The following is a 17,278-nucleotide window of genomic DNA, read 5'->3' on the forward strand; positions in this document are numbered from 1 at the left end:
CATCTGATTAGCAGTCACATCAGTTCAGGCGGCTCAATACTTCTCGCACCTGTTCCACAGTCGGGATCGGCGCGACGGCTCCGTAACCGGTGGTGGAGATCGCTGCCGCTACATTGGCGTAACGTGCCGCTTCGAACGGATCCTTGCCGTCGACCAGTTGCGCAATGAAAGCGCCGCCGAAGCAGTCGCCCGCGCCGGTGGCGTCGATGGCGTCCACCGTATGGGCTGCCACCATGCGTCGTTCAGAGGGCGTCGCGACATAACAGCCTTCCTTGCCGAGCTTGAACGCGACCAGTTTGACGCCGTATCCCAGCAATTTGTCGACGATGGCGTCGCGGTCTTCCAGACCGGTCAGGGCGCTGACGTCTTCCCAGCTCGGCAGGCAGATGTCACACAGCGCAAAGGCTTCGGCCATTTTGACGCGGGCGCGTTCCAGCGGCCACAGCCGCAGCCGCAGATTGGTGTCCAGCGAGGTCAGCGTGCCGTTCTTGCGTGCATGCGCCATGGCAGCCAGACCGGCATCGCAGGCGCTTTCGCTGATGGCCAGGCTGATGCCGGACAGGTGCAGCACCTTGGCGTCGGCGATGGCTTGCAGCGGGAGTTGTGCCGAAGTGTAGCGGCTGGCGGCGGAGTTGGAGCGCAGGTAGGTAAAGTGATGGCCTGCATCGTCGTGCGTGACGAAATACACGCCTGATGGCGTATCTTGCACCACGTTGACGTGGGCATCGCTGACACGCTCGGTTTTCCAGAGCGCCTGCAGGCTCTTGCCGAAATGGTCGTCGCCGACCGCGCTGACGTAAGCGGTGTCGGCGCCCTGGCGCGCCGCAGCGATGCAGAAGTTGGAGGTGTCGCCACCGAAGCCTTCCAGGTAATAGCGAGGGTCTTCGATGCTCTGGTTGAATTCCACCATCGCTTCGCCGTAGGCGAGGATTTTCTTGCTCATGATGTCAATGTATTAAAGGCTCAGAAGAAGGTCTGGACGATGTCGAGAACGTTGAATTTAGCGTCCAGCACCGGCAGATGGCGCCACTTGTCGAACGTCAGGCAAGGGTGCGAAATGTCGAAGGCGATCATGTCACCCACGCGGATGTCGTCGCCCGGGGCAATTTTGAGATAGGCGTGCTGGTCCATCATGCCGGTCACTTCCCAATGCGCAGGAGAGTCCGCAGGTGTGGCGTCCTGGCCCGGACGGAAGCGCTTGACCGGCAGCGGCAGGCCCGCATCGAAGGCGGCGTCGCGCTTGCCCAGGGCGATGATGGCTTTGTCGGCTTCCGGAATCGATTGAACGTACGCCCACAGTTGCAGGGCCGGCAGCAGTTCGCTGCGCATCTTGCGTGCTACCGGATTGCGGGTCTGGATCTGTTCCTGCGCGGCGCGATAGACGCCGACGTCATGCGTGAGATAGCAGCCCGGGCGCAGCACCACGTCCAGCGGTACGCCGATGTCGGCGCCGGCGAATTCTTCCGCGACCACGTCGTACCAGGCCGAGCCGGCGCCGGTCAGCACCGCCGGCTTTTGCGCCGTGCGATGGCTGAGGTAGCCTTGTTGCGCCAGGTCCTTGGCGCATTGCACCGCGCGTTGCAGGAACAGCCGGATATCGGCTTCTTCCTTGAGCACGCCTTCATACACTTCGATGCCGGACAGCGCGATGCTGCCTTCCCAGCGCTTGATGGCGGCCAGTACGGTAGCCTGTTGTTCGTTGTCGCGCACGCCGGTGCGGCCGCCGACAGGACCCAGTTCGAGCAGGACGTTGAGGGTTTGTTTCTTTTCCGAGAAGAAGCGGCCGAGCTGATCGACCAGATCGGCGGAGTCGACCAGGCAAAAGAATTCGAACGAAGGATCTTCCAGCAGGCGCGAGATGATCTGCATGTTCTGTTTGCCGACTAGTTGATTGGCCATCAGCACGCGGCGCACGCCGTGGTGATAGGCAACGTTGGTCTGGTGCGCGGTGGCCAGCGTGATGCCCCAGGCGCCGGTGGCGAGCTGGCGCGCGAACAGCTTCGGCGCCATGGTCGTCTTGCCGTGCGGCGCCAGCTTGACGCCGTATTCGGTGACGAAACGCTGCATCCAGTCGAGGTTATGCGTCAGGCGTTCTTCATACAGCACGGCGGTCGGCAGGCTCAGGTCTTCCTTGAGGAGATTCCAGGGCAGGGCGTTGGCGGCATCCGGCGCCAGCGGGGCTGCCAGCGTGCCGATTCCCTTGTTGAGCGGATCGATGATGCCACTTTGCCATTCTTTCTGGTAGTTTGTATCACTCATCTTGAATTTCTCCTCAAAAATTTGATTTGACGTAATCATAGTCCTGAATTTACTATGTTGGAAGTGTGTTATAAACTAACACGAAAAAATTATGATGCACCTGACAGTAAGTTTTTAACGGCGATTCCGGTCAGGATCTCATTCACAATTCGAGACTTCATTCCACAGCCATGGCACAAGCTTTCGACATCGTTTCACGCATTACTGAGCGCAGCGGTCAGTTGCGCTTGGCGGAGCAAAAGGTCGCCGAGGCGATCTTGACCGATTTGTCCTTTGCCGCCAGCGCGAGCATCGGCGAGCTTGCGTTGAAGGCCGGTGTCAGCCTGGCGAGCGTGACGCGATTTGCCAAGGCCATGGGTTGCCGCGACGTGCGTGAATTCAAATTCATGCTGGCGCAGGCCGTGGCGGTCGGACAACGCTTCTTCGATGGCGTCAAAACCATTCCGTCCGGACAACCTCCGGAGTTGATCGACGTGGTCTACAACGATATCCACGCGGTGTTGGAAGTCAATCGCGCACTGATCAACACTGACGCGTTGGCACGTGCCGCCGAACTGCTGCGCGACGCGCGCATGATTTATTCATTCGGCATGGGCGGCGGTTCCACCATGATGTCCGACGAAGCGCGCTACCGCCTGGTGCGGCTGGGCCGCCCGGTGGCGACTTACCATGACGCGTTGTTGCAGCGCATGGTTGCAGCGACGCTGGACAAGAACGATGTGCTGCTGGTCTTTTCGACCACGGGTAACGTGCCTGAGTTGCTGACCAATTGCGAAGTCGCCAAGGAATATGGCGTCAAGATGATCGCCATCACCGCACTGGGCTCGCCGCTGGCCGGGATGGTCGACGTGCTGCTGCCGATCAAGGCGCTGGAAACCGATTTTATTTTCAAACCGTCATCGTCGCGCTACGCCATGATGATGGCGCTGGACATGCTGGTGCTGGAGCTGGCCCTGCTGCAGAAAGATAGCAGCCAGGAGCAGTTGCGGCGCCTGAAGTATGTGCTCGACATGCATCGCGGCGGCGGCGACCGTCAGCCGCTGGGAGATTGATATGACCACCCCGAACACTTCCAACGCATCCGGCGTTGCAAATTCCGCAGGCGCCTGCGACACCCTGATCCGCCAGGCTCTGGTGGTTGACGGCAGCGGCGGCGATCCTGCTGTCGCCGACGTCGCCATTGCCGACGGCCGCATCGCCGCCATCGGCACGCTGGATGGCTGGCAGGCGAAGCAGGTGATTGACGGCTCAGGAAAAGTCCTCAGCCCCGGCTTCATCGACGTGCATACGCATGACGATACCAACGTGATCCGCATGCCGGACATGTTTCCCAAGCTGTCGCAAGGCGTCACCACCGTGGTGGTCGGCAACTGCGGCATCAGCGCCTCGCCGGTCACGCTCAGGGGCGATCCGCCGGACCCGATGAATCTGCTCGGTCAGTCGGCGGTATTTTCCTACCCGACATTCGCCAGCTACGTCGCCGCCATTGATGCCGCCCAGCCCTCGGTCAATGTCGCCGCGCTGGTCGGGCACACCGCCTTGCGCAGCAATCACATGGACCGCCTCGACCGTGCCGCCAGCGATGCTGAAATCACCGGCATGCGCGACCAGCTGACCGAAGCGTTGGAGCATGGCGCGCTCGGCCTGAGCACTGGCCTGGCCTACGGCAATGCCATCAACGCGCCGACTGAAGAAGTGCTGGCGTTGGCCGAGCCGCTGGCGGAGTACGGCGCGATGTACGCGACCCATCTGCGCAGCGAATTCGCCGACATCCTCGACGCCATGGACGAAGCCTTCCACATCGGCAAGCATTCACGCGTGCCGGTGGTGATCTCGCATCTCAAATGCGCCGGCGTCGAAAACTGGGGCCGCAGCAGCGAGGTGCTGGCCGCGCTGGAACAGGCCGAAAAACATCAGCACGTCGGCTGCGATTGCTATCCCTATACCGCCAGCTCCTCAACGCTGGATCTGAAGCAAGTCACCGATACCTACCCCATCCAGGTCACCTGGTCCGAACCGCATCCGGAGCAGGGCGGCAAGCTGCTATCCGACATCGCCGCGGCATGGCAGGTCGACTTGACGGAAGCGGCGCGCCGCCTGATGCCGGCAGGCGCCGTGTACCACTGCATGGCCGACGATGACGTCAATCGCATCCTCCGTCATCCGGCGACCGTGATCGGTTCCGACGGCTTGCCCAACGATCCGCTGCCGCATCCGCGTCTGTGGGGAGCTTTCCCGCGCGTGCTCGGTTACTACAGCCGCGAGCAGAAATTGTTCTCGCTGGCGGCGGCGGTGCGCAAGATGACCGGTTTGTCGGCGCAGCGTTTCGGCCTGCACGAACGCGGTCTGGTCAAAACCGGTTACTGGGCCGATCTGGTCCTGTTCGACGCCGCCACCATTCGCGATGCCGCTACCTTCACCGATCCGATGCAGCCGGCGCACGGCATCGATGCCGTGTGGGTCAACGGCGTGCTGTCCTATCGCGGCGACGGCAAGAAGGCCACCGGCGAACGCGCCGGTCGTTTCCTGGCGCGTCAGCGGATTCAGGCGGAAGACACCGCCCCGGCGTAATTCAGAAGTAATTCACAAATAATTCACAACCAACAATTGCAATAGCGGGATGCATCGATGGTCGAGCAGTATCCCGATTTCATTTCTTGAAGGAGAAACACAATGAGCATCAAACGATATGGCGTCGACGGCGGCAAAGGTACTGGCGGACAGCATCTTCCTTTCGCCCGCGCAGTGGAAGCGGATGGCTGGTTGTACGTCTCCGGCCAGGTGGCGATGGTTGATGGCGAAGTGATCGACGGCGGCATCGTGGCGCAGTCGCACCAAGCCATCAAGAACGTGCTGGCCATCCTCAAGGAGGCCGGCTACGGCCCTGAGCACGTGGTGCGTTGCGGCGTCTGGCTTGACGACACACGCGACTTCCAGTCCTTCAACAAAGTGTTCAAGGAATACTTCGGCGCCAACCCGCCGGCGCGCGCCTGCGTGCAGTCGGCAATGGTCGTCGACTGCAAGGTTGAAGTGGATTGCGTGGCGTTCAAGCGCTGAGTTGAATGAGGCCCGGGGTTCAATGAAACCCGGGGTTGAATGAAACCCGAATTGGGGTGAGGAGAAGGAAATGGAAGCAGTACAAGGAAGCATGTTGCTGATCTACGCACTGGTGGCGGTGATCGCATTGATCGTGCTGATCGCGAAATTCAAGATGAATCCGTTCATCGTGCTGATCGTGGTCTCGCTGATATTGGGTCTGGCCGTCGGCATGCCGATGGGCGCGATCGTCAAATCGTTTGAAACCGGCGTCGGCAACACCCTTGGTCACATCGCGCTGGTGGTCGGTCTCGGCACCATGCTGGGCAAGATGATGGCGGAGTCGGGCGGCGCCGAACGCATCGCGACGACGATGATCGACGCCTTCGGTGAAAAGAACGTGCACTGGGCAATGATGACGGTGGCCTTTATCGTCGGTCTGCCGGTGTTCTTCGAAGTCGGTTTCGTGCTGCTGATTCCGATCGCCTTCAACGTCGCCAAGCGCACCGGCACGTCGATGGTGCTGGTCGGTATCCCGATGGTGGCGGGTTTGTCGGTGGTGCACGGCCTGATTCCTCCGCATCCTGCGGCGCTGCTGGCGGTGACCGCGTATAACGCGGACATCGGCCGCACCATCCTGTTCGCGCTGATCGTCGGTATTCCGACCGCCATCATTGCCGGCCCGATCTTCGGTAAGCTGATGTCCAAAGTGGTGATCCCCAATCCGGACAATCCCCTGATCGGCCAGTTTGTCGATCAAGGCGCAAATGGTGGGACCAAGCGTGAACTGCCTGGCTTCGGCATCACGCTGTTCACCATCCTGTTGCCGGTGGCGCTGATGCTGATCGGCAGCTGGGCGGACGTGTTCTTCACACCGAAGACCTTCGCCAACGACTTCCTGCGTCTGATCGGCAATTCGGTGATCGCGTTGCTGATCGCCACGCTGGTGAGCTTCTACACCTTCGGGAAAATGCGCGGTTTCAACCGCGAAGCCATCCTCAAATTCACCAACGAATGCCTGGGCCCGATCGCCAGCATCACCTTGGTGGTGGGCGCGGGTGCCGGTTTCGGTCGTATCCTGATGGATGGCGGCGTGTCCAAGGCCATCGTCGGTATCGCGACCGATGCGCATTTGTCGCCGTTGCTGCTGGGCTGGTTCGTGGCGGCGCTGATTCGTGTAGCGACGGGTTCGGCTACTGTCGCGATGACTACCGCTTGCGGTATCGTGGCGCCGATCGTGATGGCGGGCGGCGGCGCGCGTCCGGAATTGATGGTGCTGGCCACCGGCGCCGGTTCGCTGATCCTGTCGCACGTCAACGACGGCGGTTTCTGGCTGGTCAAGGAGTACTTCAACATGACTGTGCCGCAAACCTTCAAAACGTGGACCGTCTGCGAAACGCTGATCTCGGTGCTGGCCCTGTTGTTCACGCTGGCGCTGTCGACCGTGGTCTGAGTTGTCTGAATTCTATGAGATCCAAGAAAAAAGCCGCTTTTTCAAGCGGCTTTTTTTATGGCGAGGCTGGAGCGTGAATGATCAGAAGCGCATGCGGCTGTCGTCGTAACGCGGATCGGGACCATTTTCGACTTTGCGGACGATGCCGTTGCCATCGAAGTAGACCGTCATCTGCGAGTTCCAGACGCCGCTTTCCTTGAAGCCGTAGTTCCAGGCTTCGTAAGGGATGCGCGCATAACGCGTTACTTCGGTCGGCTGACCGACGATACGCAATACATCGTTCTTGGTGGCCTGGTCGACTTTGATTGACTGGAATTTCTGGACTGTCCACACTTGCTCATAGGAAATCAGGCGTCCGTCCGGACCAATACGGGCCATATAAGAGTATTGGCCGAAAGGACCTGGCGCATATTCAAGCAGATGGGTGTTGCCGTCGGGATAGACGGCGGTCGGATGCCCCAGGCGCGTGACGACCTGTTCTTCGGAGTCGCCGGCGGCTGGCGGCGGGGCGAACACGCTGGCGCAGCCGCTCAAAGACAAGGCGGCCGCAGCTAAAACTGGGAGAAGGAGTCGTTTCATGAGCAGTTGGAGAGATGTTTGTAAGAAAAATATCCCGAGAGGTCTGTGATTCTACGCTTTTCAGGTAAGTATTTGAATCTGCTGGTCTTTTGCTATATACTTGCGCCTCTGGTCATTTCGGCCAGTTTTTATTTTTGTTCACGGTATGCAGGGTAGCCACTCCGCATACCGCTTGTGAAAGGTATAGCATGTCGATCGAAAAAACAGCCAAGGCTGCCATTATTACTGATAACGCCCGTGGTCAAAACGACACCGGCTCCCCGGAAGTTCAAGTTGCGCTGCTGACAGCACGCATCAACGACCTGAATGGTCACTTCAAAGAACACAGCAAGGATCACCACTCCCGTCGTGGTCTGATCAAGATGGTTAACCGTCGCAAGAGCCTGCTGTCCTACCTCAAGGGCAAGGACGCCGACCGTTACCGCGCACTGATCGAAAAACTCGGTCTGCGTAAGTAATTTTGTTCCCTCGTACCATTCAGGTTCAGGGTTCATAGCCAAAATGCCTGCGTCAGTTTCTGACGCGGGCATTTTGTTTTTTGCGATTCCGCTTCGTGTGGTTCTCGATGTTTTCCCGGTTCGCAAAACTTCTTTGCAGTACCGCGATCCCATCCAATGATCGTGATTCGTAAGATGTCTTGCAGCGGTGCTGTTTTTGCCGGTGACAAGCATCCGTGGTGAGGTGAACGACAGCGCCTGAAAATCTGTCGGCAAAAAAGAATCCCCGCCAAGCAAGGCAACGCGGAGGTTCAATATAGAAAGGAAATACCGTGTTCAATAAAGTTACTAAAACCTTCCAGTATGGACAACACCAGGTCACTCTGGAAACCGGCGAAATCGCTCGCCAGGCTTCCGGTGCAGTCGTCGTTTCGATTGAAGACACTGTTGTGCTGGCAACGGTTGTGGCCCGCAAGGATGCCAAGCCAGGTCAGGACTTTTTCCCACTAACCGTCGATTACATCGAGAAGACTTACGCTGCGGGTCGCATCCCCGGCGGCTTCTTCAAACGTGAAGGCAAGCCTTCCGAAAAGGAAACACTGACATCGCGCCTGATCGATCGCCCGATTCGTCCGCTGTTCCCTGAAGGCTACCTGAACGAAGTCCAGGTCATCATTCACGTTCTGTCCGTGAACCCGGAAATCGATCCGGACATCGCGGCAATGATCGGTGCGTCGGCTGCTCTGTCGATCGCCGGCATTCCATTCAACGGCCCGGTCGGCGCCGCACGCGTCGGTTACATTGACGGCCAGTACGTCCTGAACCCAACCGCAACGCAATTGAAGACTTCGCAACTGGATCTGGTTGTCGCCGGCACTGAAACCGCCGTGCTGATGGTCGAATCGGAAGCCAAGCAATTGTCCGAAGAAATCATGCTGGGCGCGGTCGTGTTCGGTCACGATCAATCGAAGGCTGTCATCAACGCGATCCACGAACTGGTGCGCGACGGCGGCAAGCCTGAAGTGCAATGGACTGCGCCTGCCAAGAATGAACCGCTGATCGCACGCGTCACCGAACTGGCTGACGGCAAGCTGCGCGCTGCGTATCAAACCAAGGACAAGCAAGCCCGTACCGAAAAGCTGAAGACCGTCACTTCCGAAGTCAACGCAGCGCTGGCGGCAGATGCAGCAGCGGCAGGTACATCGGCAGCTGACTCCGCAGAAGTCGGCGGCATCCTGTTCGATCTGGAAGCCAAGATCGTCCGCTCGCAGATCCTCGACGGCGAGCCACGCATCGACGGCCGCGACACCCGCACCGTCCGTCCGATCAGCATCCGCACCGGCGTGCTGCCACGCACCCACGGTTCGGCATTGTTCACCCGCGGCGAAACTCAGGCCCTGGTCATCGCGACCCTGGGCACTGCACGCGACGAACAAAAGATCGACGCGCTGATGGGCGAGTACACCGATCGCTTCATGCTCCACTACAACATGCCTCCGTTCGCAACCGGCGAAACCGGCCGCGTTGGTACGCCAAAGCGCCGCGAAATCGGTCACGGCCGTTTGGCCAAGCGCGCACTGATCGCCGCCTTGCCGCCAGCTGAAGAATTCAGCTACTCGGTGCGTCTGGTGTCGGAAATCACTGAATCCAACGGCTCCTCGTCGATGGCTTCGGTCTGCGGCGGCTGCCTGGCATTGATGGACGCCGGCGTGCCGATGCAAGCACACGTGGCCGGTATCGCCATGGGTCTGATCAAGGAAGGCAGCAAGTTCGCCGTCCTGACCGACATCCTGGGCGATGAAGATCACCTCGGCGACATGGACTTCAAGGTGGCGGGTACTGCCAACGGCATCACCGCACTGCAAATGGATATCAAGATCCAGGGCATCACCAAGGAAATCATGCAGGTCGCACTGGAACAAGCCAAGGAAGGCCGCGTGCATATCCTGGGCAAAATGCAGGAAGCCGTTCCAGCCGGCGCCGGCGAACTGTCCGATTTCGCTCCACGCCTGATTACCATCAAGATCAATCCGGAAAAAATCCGTGACGTGATCGGCAAGGGCGGCGCAGTCATCCGCGCATTGACCGAAGAAACCGGCACCCAGATCGACATCAGCGACGAAGGCGTGGTCACCATCGCTTCCGTTGACGCTGGTGCAGGCCAGGAAGCCAAGCGCCGTATCGAAGAACTGACCGCTTCCGTCGAAGTGGGCAAGGTCTACGAAGGCACCGTCCTGAAGCTGCTGGACTTCGGTGCGATCGTTCAGGTCCTGCCAGGCAAAGACGGCTTGCTGCACATCAGCCAGATCGCCAACGAGCGCGTCAACGCCGTTGCCGATTACCTGAAGGAAGGCCAGCAAGTCCGCGTCAAGGTTCTGGAAACCGACGACCGCGGCCGTCTGAAACTGTCGATGAAGGCAGCGCAAGAAGGCACGGAAGCGCCTGCTTCGCAAGACGCGCAGTAATCGCCGTATTGGCATGGCGGATGCAGGCATCGCCTCATTCGCCAGCTGCAGTCAGGTAGTGTCGAATCCCTCAGGGCGAAAGTCCTGGGGGATTTTTGTTTTTGGCGTGTCTTGTCCTTCCTTGCTTTGCCTGGTTTGTCGGAAAGCGCCGCATGCAGCTGTCGGACGCGCGCCGATTCGCGTCTGTACACCTTGCCCATGCCTGCAACTGGCATTACCCTCGGGGTAGTCGTTTGAGACAATGCAGGCGCAAACTATTCAGGACAATTTGGGAGCGTCATTTCATTCGAATCTGAAAGGAGTTCCATGCCTCACGTGATCATCGTCGGTTGCGGTTTCGGCGGCCTCGCCGCAGCTCGCGCACTGGCCGACGCCAAGGTCGACATCACCATGATCGACCGCAGCAACCACCACCTGTTCCAGCCGCTGCTGTACCAGGTCGCCACCGCCGGCTTGTCGGCGCCCGCCATCAGCGCGCCGATCCGCAGCATCCTTGCGACACAACGCAATATCACCAGCCTGATGGCGGCGGTCGCCGACATCGATGTGACGCGCAAGACGGTCGCGCTGGAAGACGGCAGCGAAATTGCCTACGACTACCTGATCGTTGCCGCAGGTTCCACCCATAGCTATTTCGGTCACGACGAATGGGCATCCTTGGCCCCCGGACTGAAAACGCTGGAAGACGCCTTCGACATCCGCCGCCGCATCCTGATGGCGTTCGAATATGCGGAACGCGAAGACGACCCCGTGCGCCGCGCCGAATGGCTCACCTTCACCGTGATCGGCGCCGGCGCCACCGGCGTCGAGATGGCCGGCACGCTGATCGAAATCGCCCGACATACGCTGAGCGGGGAATTCCGCCGCATTGATCCGCACCATGCCAAGGTGGTGTTGCTGGAAGGCTCCGACCGCGTGCTGGCGGCCTTTCCACCCGACCTGTCGGAAAAGGCGCGCACGCAGCTGGTCAAGCTCGGCGTCGACGTGCGTACGGGCAGCCGCGTTACTGACATCGATGAAGAATGCGTGCGCTACACCGACAAGGACGGCGAGCAACGGCTGGCGTCACGCACCGTGATCTGGTCGGCCGGCGTGGCGGCGTCGCCGCTGGGCAAGGCGCTCAATGTGCCGCTCGATCGTGCGGGCAGGGTGCCGGTGGGCGGCGGGCTATCGATTCCCGGCCATCCGGAAGTCTTTGTCATCGGTGATCTTGCCGCTGCGACTTCCGACGGCAAGCCGGTGCCGGGTGTATCGCCGGCGGCCAAGCAGATGGGCCGCGTCGCTGCGCGCAATGTGCTCGCCCACATGGCGGGCAAGACGCCGGAAAACTTCGTCTACCAGGACTATGGATCGCTGGCCACGATTGGTCGCAAGGCCGCCGTGGCGATGGTCGGCAAGCTGAAGTTTTCAGGCTATCCGGCGTGGCTGTTCTGGTTGTTCATCCACGTCTATTTCCTGATCGGCTTCCGCAATCGCCTGATGGTAATGACGGACTGGGCGTGGGCTTACCTGACCTTCAAGCGCAGCGCACGCGTGATCTCCAGTGCGATCAACACGCCGCCTGCCAAGCCGCATGACAAGCATGATGAAGCGCCGACGCAGTAATTGATTTGCGAAATAAAAAGGCCGGCATCAATATGCCGGCTTTTTTTGTTTGCGGTTCGTTCCGCCGCGTCAGTTTTCCAACGCCAGCAGCGCAAAGCTGGCAAGCCAGTGGCCGCCGCTGTAGTGGCTGCCGACGACGTGATCAACGCTGGCTTTCAGGTGACGTTCGATCGCGCCAGTCAATGCCGGTTGCGCCGGGTGAGCGGCCGGCAGATGCCGCGCGATGTGTTTCATGCACCAGGCGCGACTCAGGTTGAGGCCGTCGAGATGGGCGATCTTGGGATCGGTGCGGTCGCTGACTTGTGCCGGCTGCATCAGGCGTTCGATCTTGTCGATCTGCGGCAGGAAGGTATCGAACCACGCCGGGAATGCGGTTGTGTCCAGGACCTTGCTCATCAACAGCGCTTCCGTCAACGCCGCAGAGATGTATTCGTCACCGCCCGGTTCGTAATGCGCCGGATAGTTGACGTCCTTGCCGTAGTAGCCCAGCGACGCCTGGACGATGGCGCTTTCCAGCTCGTCATCGTTTGCGGCGCGGGCGTAGTCGAGCGCCAATGCCAGCGCAAACGCCGTGTTGTAATGCGTGCCGACGCGAATCGGGTAAGTCAGCTTGCCCAGGTATTCCAGCAGGCGCTTGCGGATTTCCAGTGTCAGCGGTTGCATCGCAGCGTGCCAGGCGGCTGCGCGCGGATGCGACGAGGCAGCCAATTCCTGCGCCAGCCCGAGGATCCAGCCGAAGCCGTAAGGACGCTCGAAAGACGCGCGGCCGCCGACCTGGAAGTAGGCGGTTTCCTGCTCCATCAATTCCGGCGTGAAGTGTTCGTCGAAGATCGCAGTGATTTTGTCCTGCGTCGGCAGCGTCGGATACAGCTTCGCGCAGCGCAACAGCAGCCAGTAGCCATGGACGGCCGAGTGCCAGTCGTAGCAACCGTAAAACACCGGATGCATGGCGCGTGGCGACAAAACGTCGTTGGCGCTGTGGAGCACGTGCATGATGTGATTGGGATATTCCTGGCGGAGGTAGGTCAGCGGCATCTCGGTGTATGCGGCGGCCAGTTCGATAGTGAGTTGCATGAGAATTTTCCGGTTTTCAGATCAGCGTTGTTGCAGCGTGTTTGCGGCCGGTGCAGAAGCGCCGGCCGCGACGTACATTGACGGAACAGTTAACGGAACACGATGAAATACATCAGCAGGATATTGGCCGCCAACAGCGCGATGCCGGTAGGAATCTGCACCTTGATGACCTGGTACTTGTCCTTGAGCTCCAACAGCGCCGCCGGCACGATGTTGTAGTTGGCTGCCATCGGCGTCATCAGCGTGCCGCAATAACCGGCCAGCATGCCGATGGTGACCAGGGGCGCAGGATCTGCGTGCTGTCCGACAATGATGAAGGGCAGGGCGATACCGGCAGTCATGACGGGGAAGGCCGCGAAGGCGTTACCCATGATCATCGTGAAGAGCGCCATGCCGACACAGTAGATCACGATCAGCATGAAGCGATTTTCAGGATTGACGAACAGGCCGACAACCTGCTGCACCGATTTGCCGGTTTGGGCTGCGACGAAAACGCCGCCGAGCATCGCCAGCATTTGCGGCAACACCGCAGCCCAGCCGATGGCGTCGAGCAGCCGGCGCGATTCACGCACGGCATGCAGCGGCGTGCCGCCGGTCAGTTTCCAGCCTGCCAGGATGGCGCAGATACAGCCGACGCACAACGCCGCCAGCGTCAGTTGTTTCTGGTCGAGGATATACATGCCGCCGATGGCCACGCCCTTGAGCAGGATGGTGCACAACACGGTCACGACCGGAATCAGGATGGCTGGGACAAAGATCCAGTTACCGTATTGATTGGCCGATGCCTGGCGTTGCTCGGCGCTGCGCTGCTTGTACGTGCCGAGCGACAGCAGGCCGAAGCCGGCAATCAGCGAGATCAGGATGACCACGACGCCGATGATGCGATAAGCCAGCGGTTTGCCCAGCGAGGAAACCAGCAGATCGCTGAACAGGAACACCGCGCCGAACAAGAACCAGAACAGCGCGGTGGTCAGGCGTTTGGGGTTGCCTTTGTCGCGCAATGTCATGCCGACCAGCAGCATGACGATGACGCCGATGAGATAGTAGATTTCGTTGATGGTGATAAGGGTACTCATGCTGCCACCTCTTTTCCTTCTGATTTTTTCCAGGCATTGACGTCACGCTGAATCCCGGCATCGAGACGCACCAGACGGAACATGTGAATGGCCAGCGCCGCAATCGCGGTCGGAATGGCCCACAAGCCGAGATGCAATGGCTCGATGTTGGTGATGCCGTTTTCCTTGAGGAAGGCGTCGATCAGCAGCACTGCACCGAAGGCGAGGAAGATGTCTTCGCCAAAGAACACGGCGATGTTGTCACAGGCAGCGGAGTGCGCGCGCAGTTTGTCGCGGATATGTTGCGGCAGGTCGCCATAGCGCGCTGTCGCAGCACCTTCGACCATGGGGGCGAGCAAGGGCCGCACGGTTTGCGCCTGGCCGCCGATATAGGTCAGGCCGAGCGCGCCAAACACCTGGCGCAGGATGAAGTACAGCATCAGGATGCGTGCGGAGGTCGCGCTGGCCATGCTGGAAATCCAGTCTTGCGCGCGTTCCTTGAGACCATAGCTTTCCAGTAGACCGATGATCGGCAGGATCAGTACATACACAGCCAGCGAGCGGCTGTTGATGAACTTCTCGCCGAAGGTTTCCAGCAGCATGCCGAAATCCATGCCGACGGCAAGTCCGGTGGCAAGGCCTGCGACGGTAACGACCAACAGCGGATTGAAGCGGAATGCAAAGCCTGCAACGACGATCGGAATCCCGATCAACGGTAGCAAAATCGAGCTATCCATGGACTATCTCCCAAGTAGGAATGGTTATTGTGAATTGACTGCTGACGACGGAAAATCAAAAAGAACGGACGGCAAAATGAACTTAGGACGGGGCGCGGATGCCGATGTGCTCGCTGCTCAGGCGAGCACGGATCTGGCGTGCAAATTCCAATGCATGCGCACCGTCGCCGTGCAGGCAGACGGTCTGCGCGTTGACCTTCACAACGCTGCCATCGATGGCGGTGACTTGCTTGTCCTTGACGAATGAAATCGTTTGCGCGATGGCCTGCGCTTCATCCTCGATCATGGCGCCGGGCAACGCGCGGCTGACCAGGCTGCCGTCGGCGTTGTAGGCGCGATCGGCAAACACTTCTTCAACGGCAGTCAGGCCAGCCTGTTTTGCTGCGCTGATGAGTTCGCTGCCGGCCAGGCCGAACAGCGCCAGCTCCGGATTGAAGGTGCGTATCGCTGAACAGATTGCCTGCGCCAGCACGGCATCTTTGGCGGCCTGGTTGTACAGCGCGCCGTGCGGCTTGACGTGCACCATGCGACCCCCTTCGGCACGTACGATGGCATCGAGCGCACCCAATTGATACAGCATGCCGCTGATGATTTCTTCAGGCGGCAAATTCATGGCGCTGCGGCCGAAATTTTCGCGGTCTGGAAAACTCGGGTGCGCGCCGATGGCGACCTGATTCCGGATCGCCCAGCGTACGCTCTGGCGCATGGTGTTGGCGTCGCCGGCATGCCAGCCGCAGGCGATATTGGCCGAGCTGACCAGCGTCAGCAGCAGCTCGTCGTTGTCGCAGCCTTCGCCGAGATCGGCGTTGAGATCGATGTGCATGAGCTGTCCTTATTTCCGGTATTGCGTCGCGCGTGACCAATCGAGCGCAGCGACGGTTTGTTCGACATGGGCGAGGTAGCGCTGTTGTTCTTCCCATGCATGCAAGGCTTGTTCCAGATCGCAGAGTTGCAGTTGCAGCAAGCCATTGAGCGGCGCCTGCGCGAGCTTCCACATGTCCGCCGCGATGACCACGCCGATCTTCGGGTAACCACCGGTGGTCTGTGCATCGCCCATCAGGATGATCGGCTGGCCGGAGGGCGGCACCTGAATCACGCCCGGCACCACGCCGTGCGACAGCAGGTCGCGACTTTGCTTGCGCTTGAGTTCAGGACCTTCCAGGCGGTAGCCCATGCGGTTGCTGTTGGGCGTGATGCGCCACTTGTCGTGCCACAGCGTGTTGCGGGCGGCGACCGTGAATTGTTCGAATTCGGGCCCGGGCAGCACTCGCAGCGTGATCAGTTTGCTGCTGTCGTTGGCCTGTGCGCTAAGGCCGCTCCATTGCGGTGAACGTACGCCGAAGGCCGGTCCGGTCGCTTTGACGCCGGCGTCGCCCAGCGGCAGGCGGTCGCCCTTGCGCAGGATCCTCCCCTGGTGGCCGCCGAAGCCGGCCTTGAGGTCAGTGCTGCGCGAGTCCAGGATGACGGGAACGTCAATGCCGCCCGCGACGGCCAGGCAGGTGCGCATGCCTGGCGCACCGCTGCGGCCGACGTGGGCAAGGCGCAGCGTCTGTCCTGGGCGTACCGGCGTGCTCCAGTAAGGCGCCAGCGGTTTGTCGTCGATCCGCGCGTCGAAATCGTCACCGCCTAGCGCGATACGCGTGTCGGTGGTGAACCGCAGCTCACAGGCGCCCATGGTGATTTCAAGGCCAGCGGCATTGACGTCGTTGCCGACCAGCAGGTTGGCAGTGCTGAGCGCCAGCGGATTGAGTGCTCCGCCTGGATTGATGCCGAGCTGCCGATGACCGGGGCGGCCGAGATCCTGCACCGAAGTCAGCAGGCCGGGTTGGATGATATCGATCATTTGGCGATCCGTTCCACGGTAAAGCGGACGCGGTCGCCCGGGCGCAGCAGGGTTGGCGGATTTTGCGTCGGATCGAACAGCGGCAGCGCGGTGCGTCCGAGCAATTGCCAGCCGCCCGGCGAGGCCAGCGGATAAATGCCGGTCTGTTCACCGCCGATGCCGACCGAGCCTGCGGGAATCGAGAGGCGCGGTTCATCCTGGCGCGGTGTCGCGAGTTGCGGATCGAGGCCGCCCATGTAGGCGAAGCCGGGCATGAAGCCGATGAAGTAGACGACGTATTCGCCTTCGCTGTGACGGCGGATGACCTCCGCCGTCGAGAGGCCGGTATGGCGCGCAATGACGTCGAGGTCGGGACCGCCGGCGCCGCCATACACGACAGGGATGTCGATGTTGCGGCCGCTCAGCTGGCCTACGTCGAGGTATTTCCAGCTGTCGAGGATGCGCTTTGAGACGGCATCCATATCGACAATGGGGCGGCGCAGGATCAGCGTCAGGTTGTTCATGCCAGGGACGACTTCGGCAACTTCGGGCCAGTCCGCGGCGGTGTCGGCGAGACTCCAGATGCGCTGCTGATGTGACAGGGTGGCCGGCGGCGGCAGATTGCACAATAGTGCGCCGTCGCCGAGAAAGTGGAGTTGAGGTTGAATCATTGTCATCCGGATCTGGCTGGAAGGCTTGCGCCCGTTAATCCCGAGGGATCATACATTTCGGACAAGGTATAGACAATATATAGAT

Annotated in this window: 16 protein-coding genes; 7 read left to right on the forward strand and 9 right to left on the reverse strand. The window is 60.3% G+C overall.

Going from position 1 to position 17,278, the window contains the following annotated elements; all coding sequences use genetic code 11:
* Nucleotides 1-19 precede the first annotated feature (19 nt).
* Together ACIROY_RS13630 and ACIROY_RS13635 are read right to left on the reverse strand one after the other, a co-directional pair.
* A complete protein-coding gene (locus ACIROY_RS13630; protein ID WP_402341977.1) occupies nt 20-943 on the reverse strand; it encodes a sugar kinase in 924 nt (307 codons plus the stop codon).
* A gap of 20 nt (nt 944-963) precedes the next feature.
* Nucleotides 964-2,259 carry an amino acid deaminase gene (locus tag ACIROY_RS13635; protein WP_402341979.1) on the reverse strand — a complete coding sequence of 432 codons (1,296 nt, stop codon included), beginning with the start codon at nt 2,257-2,259 and terminating at the stop codon, nt 964-966.
* A gap of 170 nt (nt 2,260-2,429) precedes the next feature.
* Here ACIROY_RS13635 and ACIROY_RS13640 point away from each other — a divergent pair, with 170 nt between their 5' ends.
* From ACIROY_RS13640 to ACIROY_RS13655, 4 genes are all read left to right on the forward strand, one after another.
* Nucleotides 2,430-3,311, forward strand: coding sequence for a MurR/RpiR family transcriptional regulator (locus ACIROY_RS13640; protein WP_402279645.1), 882 nt, complete (start codon nt 2,430-2,432; stop codon nt 3,309-3,311).
* Nucleotide 3,312: 1 nt separating this feature from the next.
* Nucleotides 3,313-4,830: an amidohydrolase family protein gene (locus tag ACIROY_RS13645; protein ID WP_402341981.1), complete on the forward strand. Its 1,518-nt coding sequence runs from the start codon at nt 3,313-3,315 to the stop codon at nt 4,828-4,830.
* 102 nt (nt 4,831-4,932) lie between these two features.
* Nucleotides 4,933-5,316, forward strand: a complete 384-nt coding sequence (locus tag ACIROY_RS13650; protein ID WP_116433156.1) for a RidA family protein — start codon at nt 4,933-4,935, stop codon at nt 5,314-5,316.
* A gap of 70 nt (nt 5,317-5,386) precedes the next feature.
* A complete protein-coding gene (locus ACIROY_RS13655; protein ID WP_116433155.1) occupies nt 5,387-6,748 on the forward strand; it encodes a GntP family permease in 1,362 nt (453 codons plus the stop codon).
* Between the two features lie 81 nt (nt 6,749-6,829).
* Here ACIROY_RS13655 and ACIROY_RS13660 read toward each other — a convergent pair whose 3' ends face one another.
* Nucleotides 6,830-7,327, reverse strand: a complete 498-nt coding sequence (locus ACIROY_RS13660) for a hypothetical protein (RefSeq protein ID WP_402279652.1) — start codon at nt 7,325-7,327, stop codon at nt 6,830-6,832.
* Between the two features lie 188 nt (nt 7,328-7,515).
* On the opposite strand from ACIROY_RS13660, the gene rpsO reads away from it, so the two are divergent.
* From rpsO to ACIROY_RS13675, 3 genes are all read left to right on the forward strand, one after another.
* On the forward strand, nt 7,516-7,785 hold the full coding sequence (gene rpsO, locus ACIROY_RS13665; RefSeq protein WP_016832358.1) for a 30S ribosomal protein S15: 270 nt from the start codon (nt 7,516-7,518) through the stop codon (nt 7,783-7,785).
* A gap of 311 nt (nt 7,786-8,096) precedes the next feature.
* Complete coding sequence (pnp, locus tag ACIROY_RS13670) at nt 8,097-10,229, forward strand: polyribonucleotide nucleotidyltransferase (protein WP_402279656.1); 2,133 nt, start codon at nt 8,097-8,099, stop codon at nt 10,227-10,229.
* Nucleotides 10,230-10,535: 306 nt separating this feature from the next.
* Nucleotides 10,536-11,834 (forward strand): NAD(P)/FAD-dependent oxidoreductase, encoded by a 1,299-nt coding sequence (locus tag ACIROY_RS13675; protein WP_402341983.1) that lies wholly within the window; start codon nt 10,536-10,538, stop codon nt 11,832-11,834.
* A gap of 69 nt (nt 11,835-11,903) precedes the next feature.
* On the opposite strand, the gene ACIROY_RS13680 is transcribed toward ACIROY_RS13675, so the two are convergent.
* The 6 genes from ACIROY_RS13680 to pxpB all read right to left on the reverse strand — a co-directional run bounded on the left by ACIROY_RS13680 (nt 11,904) and on the right by pxpB (nt 17,193).
* Nucleotides 11,904-12,908, reverse strand: a complete 1,005-nt coding sequence (locus tag ACIROY_RS13680; protein WP_402341985.1) for a DUF2891 domain-containing protein — start codon at nt 12,906-12,908, stop codon at nt 11,904-11,906.
* An 89-nt stretch (nt 12,909-12,997) separates the two neighbouring features.
* On the reverse strand, nt 12,998-13,984 hold the full coding sequence (locus ACIROY_RS13685) for a DUF979 domain-containing protein (protein WP_402279665.1): 987 nt from the start codon (nt 13,982-13,984) through the stop codon (nt 12,998-13,000).
* Nucleotides 13,981-14,700 carry a DUF969 domain-containing protein gene (locus tag ACIROY_RS13690; RefSeq protein ID WP_116433149.1) on the reverse strand — a complete coding sequence of 240 codons (720 nt, stop codon included), beginning with the start codon at nt 14,698-14,700 and terminating at the stop codon, nt 13,981-13,983. The genes ACIROY_RS13685 and ACIROY_RS13690 overlap by 4 nt, the downstream gene beginning before the upstream one ends.
* Nucleotides 14,701-14,782: 82 nt before the next feature.
* Entirely contained in the window at nt 14,783-15,523 is a 741-nt protein-coding gene (gene pxpA, locus ACIROY_RS13695; protein ID WP_402341986.1) for a 5-oxoprolinase subunit PxpA, read from the reverse strand.
* Between the two features lie 9 nt (nt 15,524-15,532).
* Nucleotides 15,533-16,543 (reverse strand): biotin-dependent carboxyltransferase family protein, encoded by a 1,011-nt coding sequence (locus ACIROY_RS13700; RefSeq protein WP_402341988.1) that lies wholly within the window; start codon nt 16,541-16,543, stop codon nt 15,533-15,535.
* Nucleotides 16,540-17,193: a 5-oxoprolinase subunit PxpB gene (gene pxpB, locus ACIROY_RS13705; RefSeq protein ID WP_402279674.1), complete on the reverse strand. Its 654-nt coding sequence runs from the start codon at nt 17,191-17,193 to the stop codon at nt 16,540-16,542. The genes ACIROY_RS13700 and pxpB overlap by 4 nt, the downstream gene beginning before the upstream one ends.
* Between the last annotated feature and the right edge of the window lie 85 nt (nt 17,194-17,278).

This window comes from Herbaspirillum sp. NPDC101396 (assembly GCF_044767365.1).
In the GTDB taxonomy this organism is placed as follows: domain Bacteria; phylum Pseudomonadota; class Gammaproteobacteria; order Burkholderiales; family Burkholderiaceae_D; genus Herbaspirillum.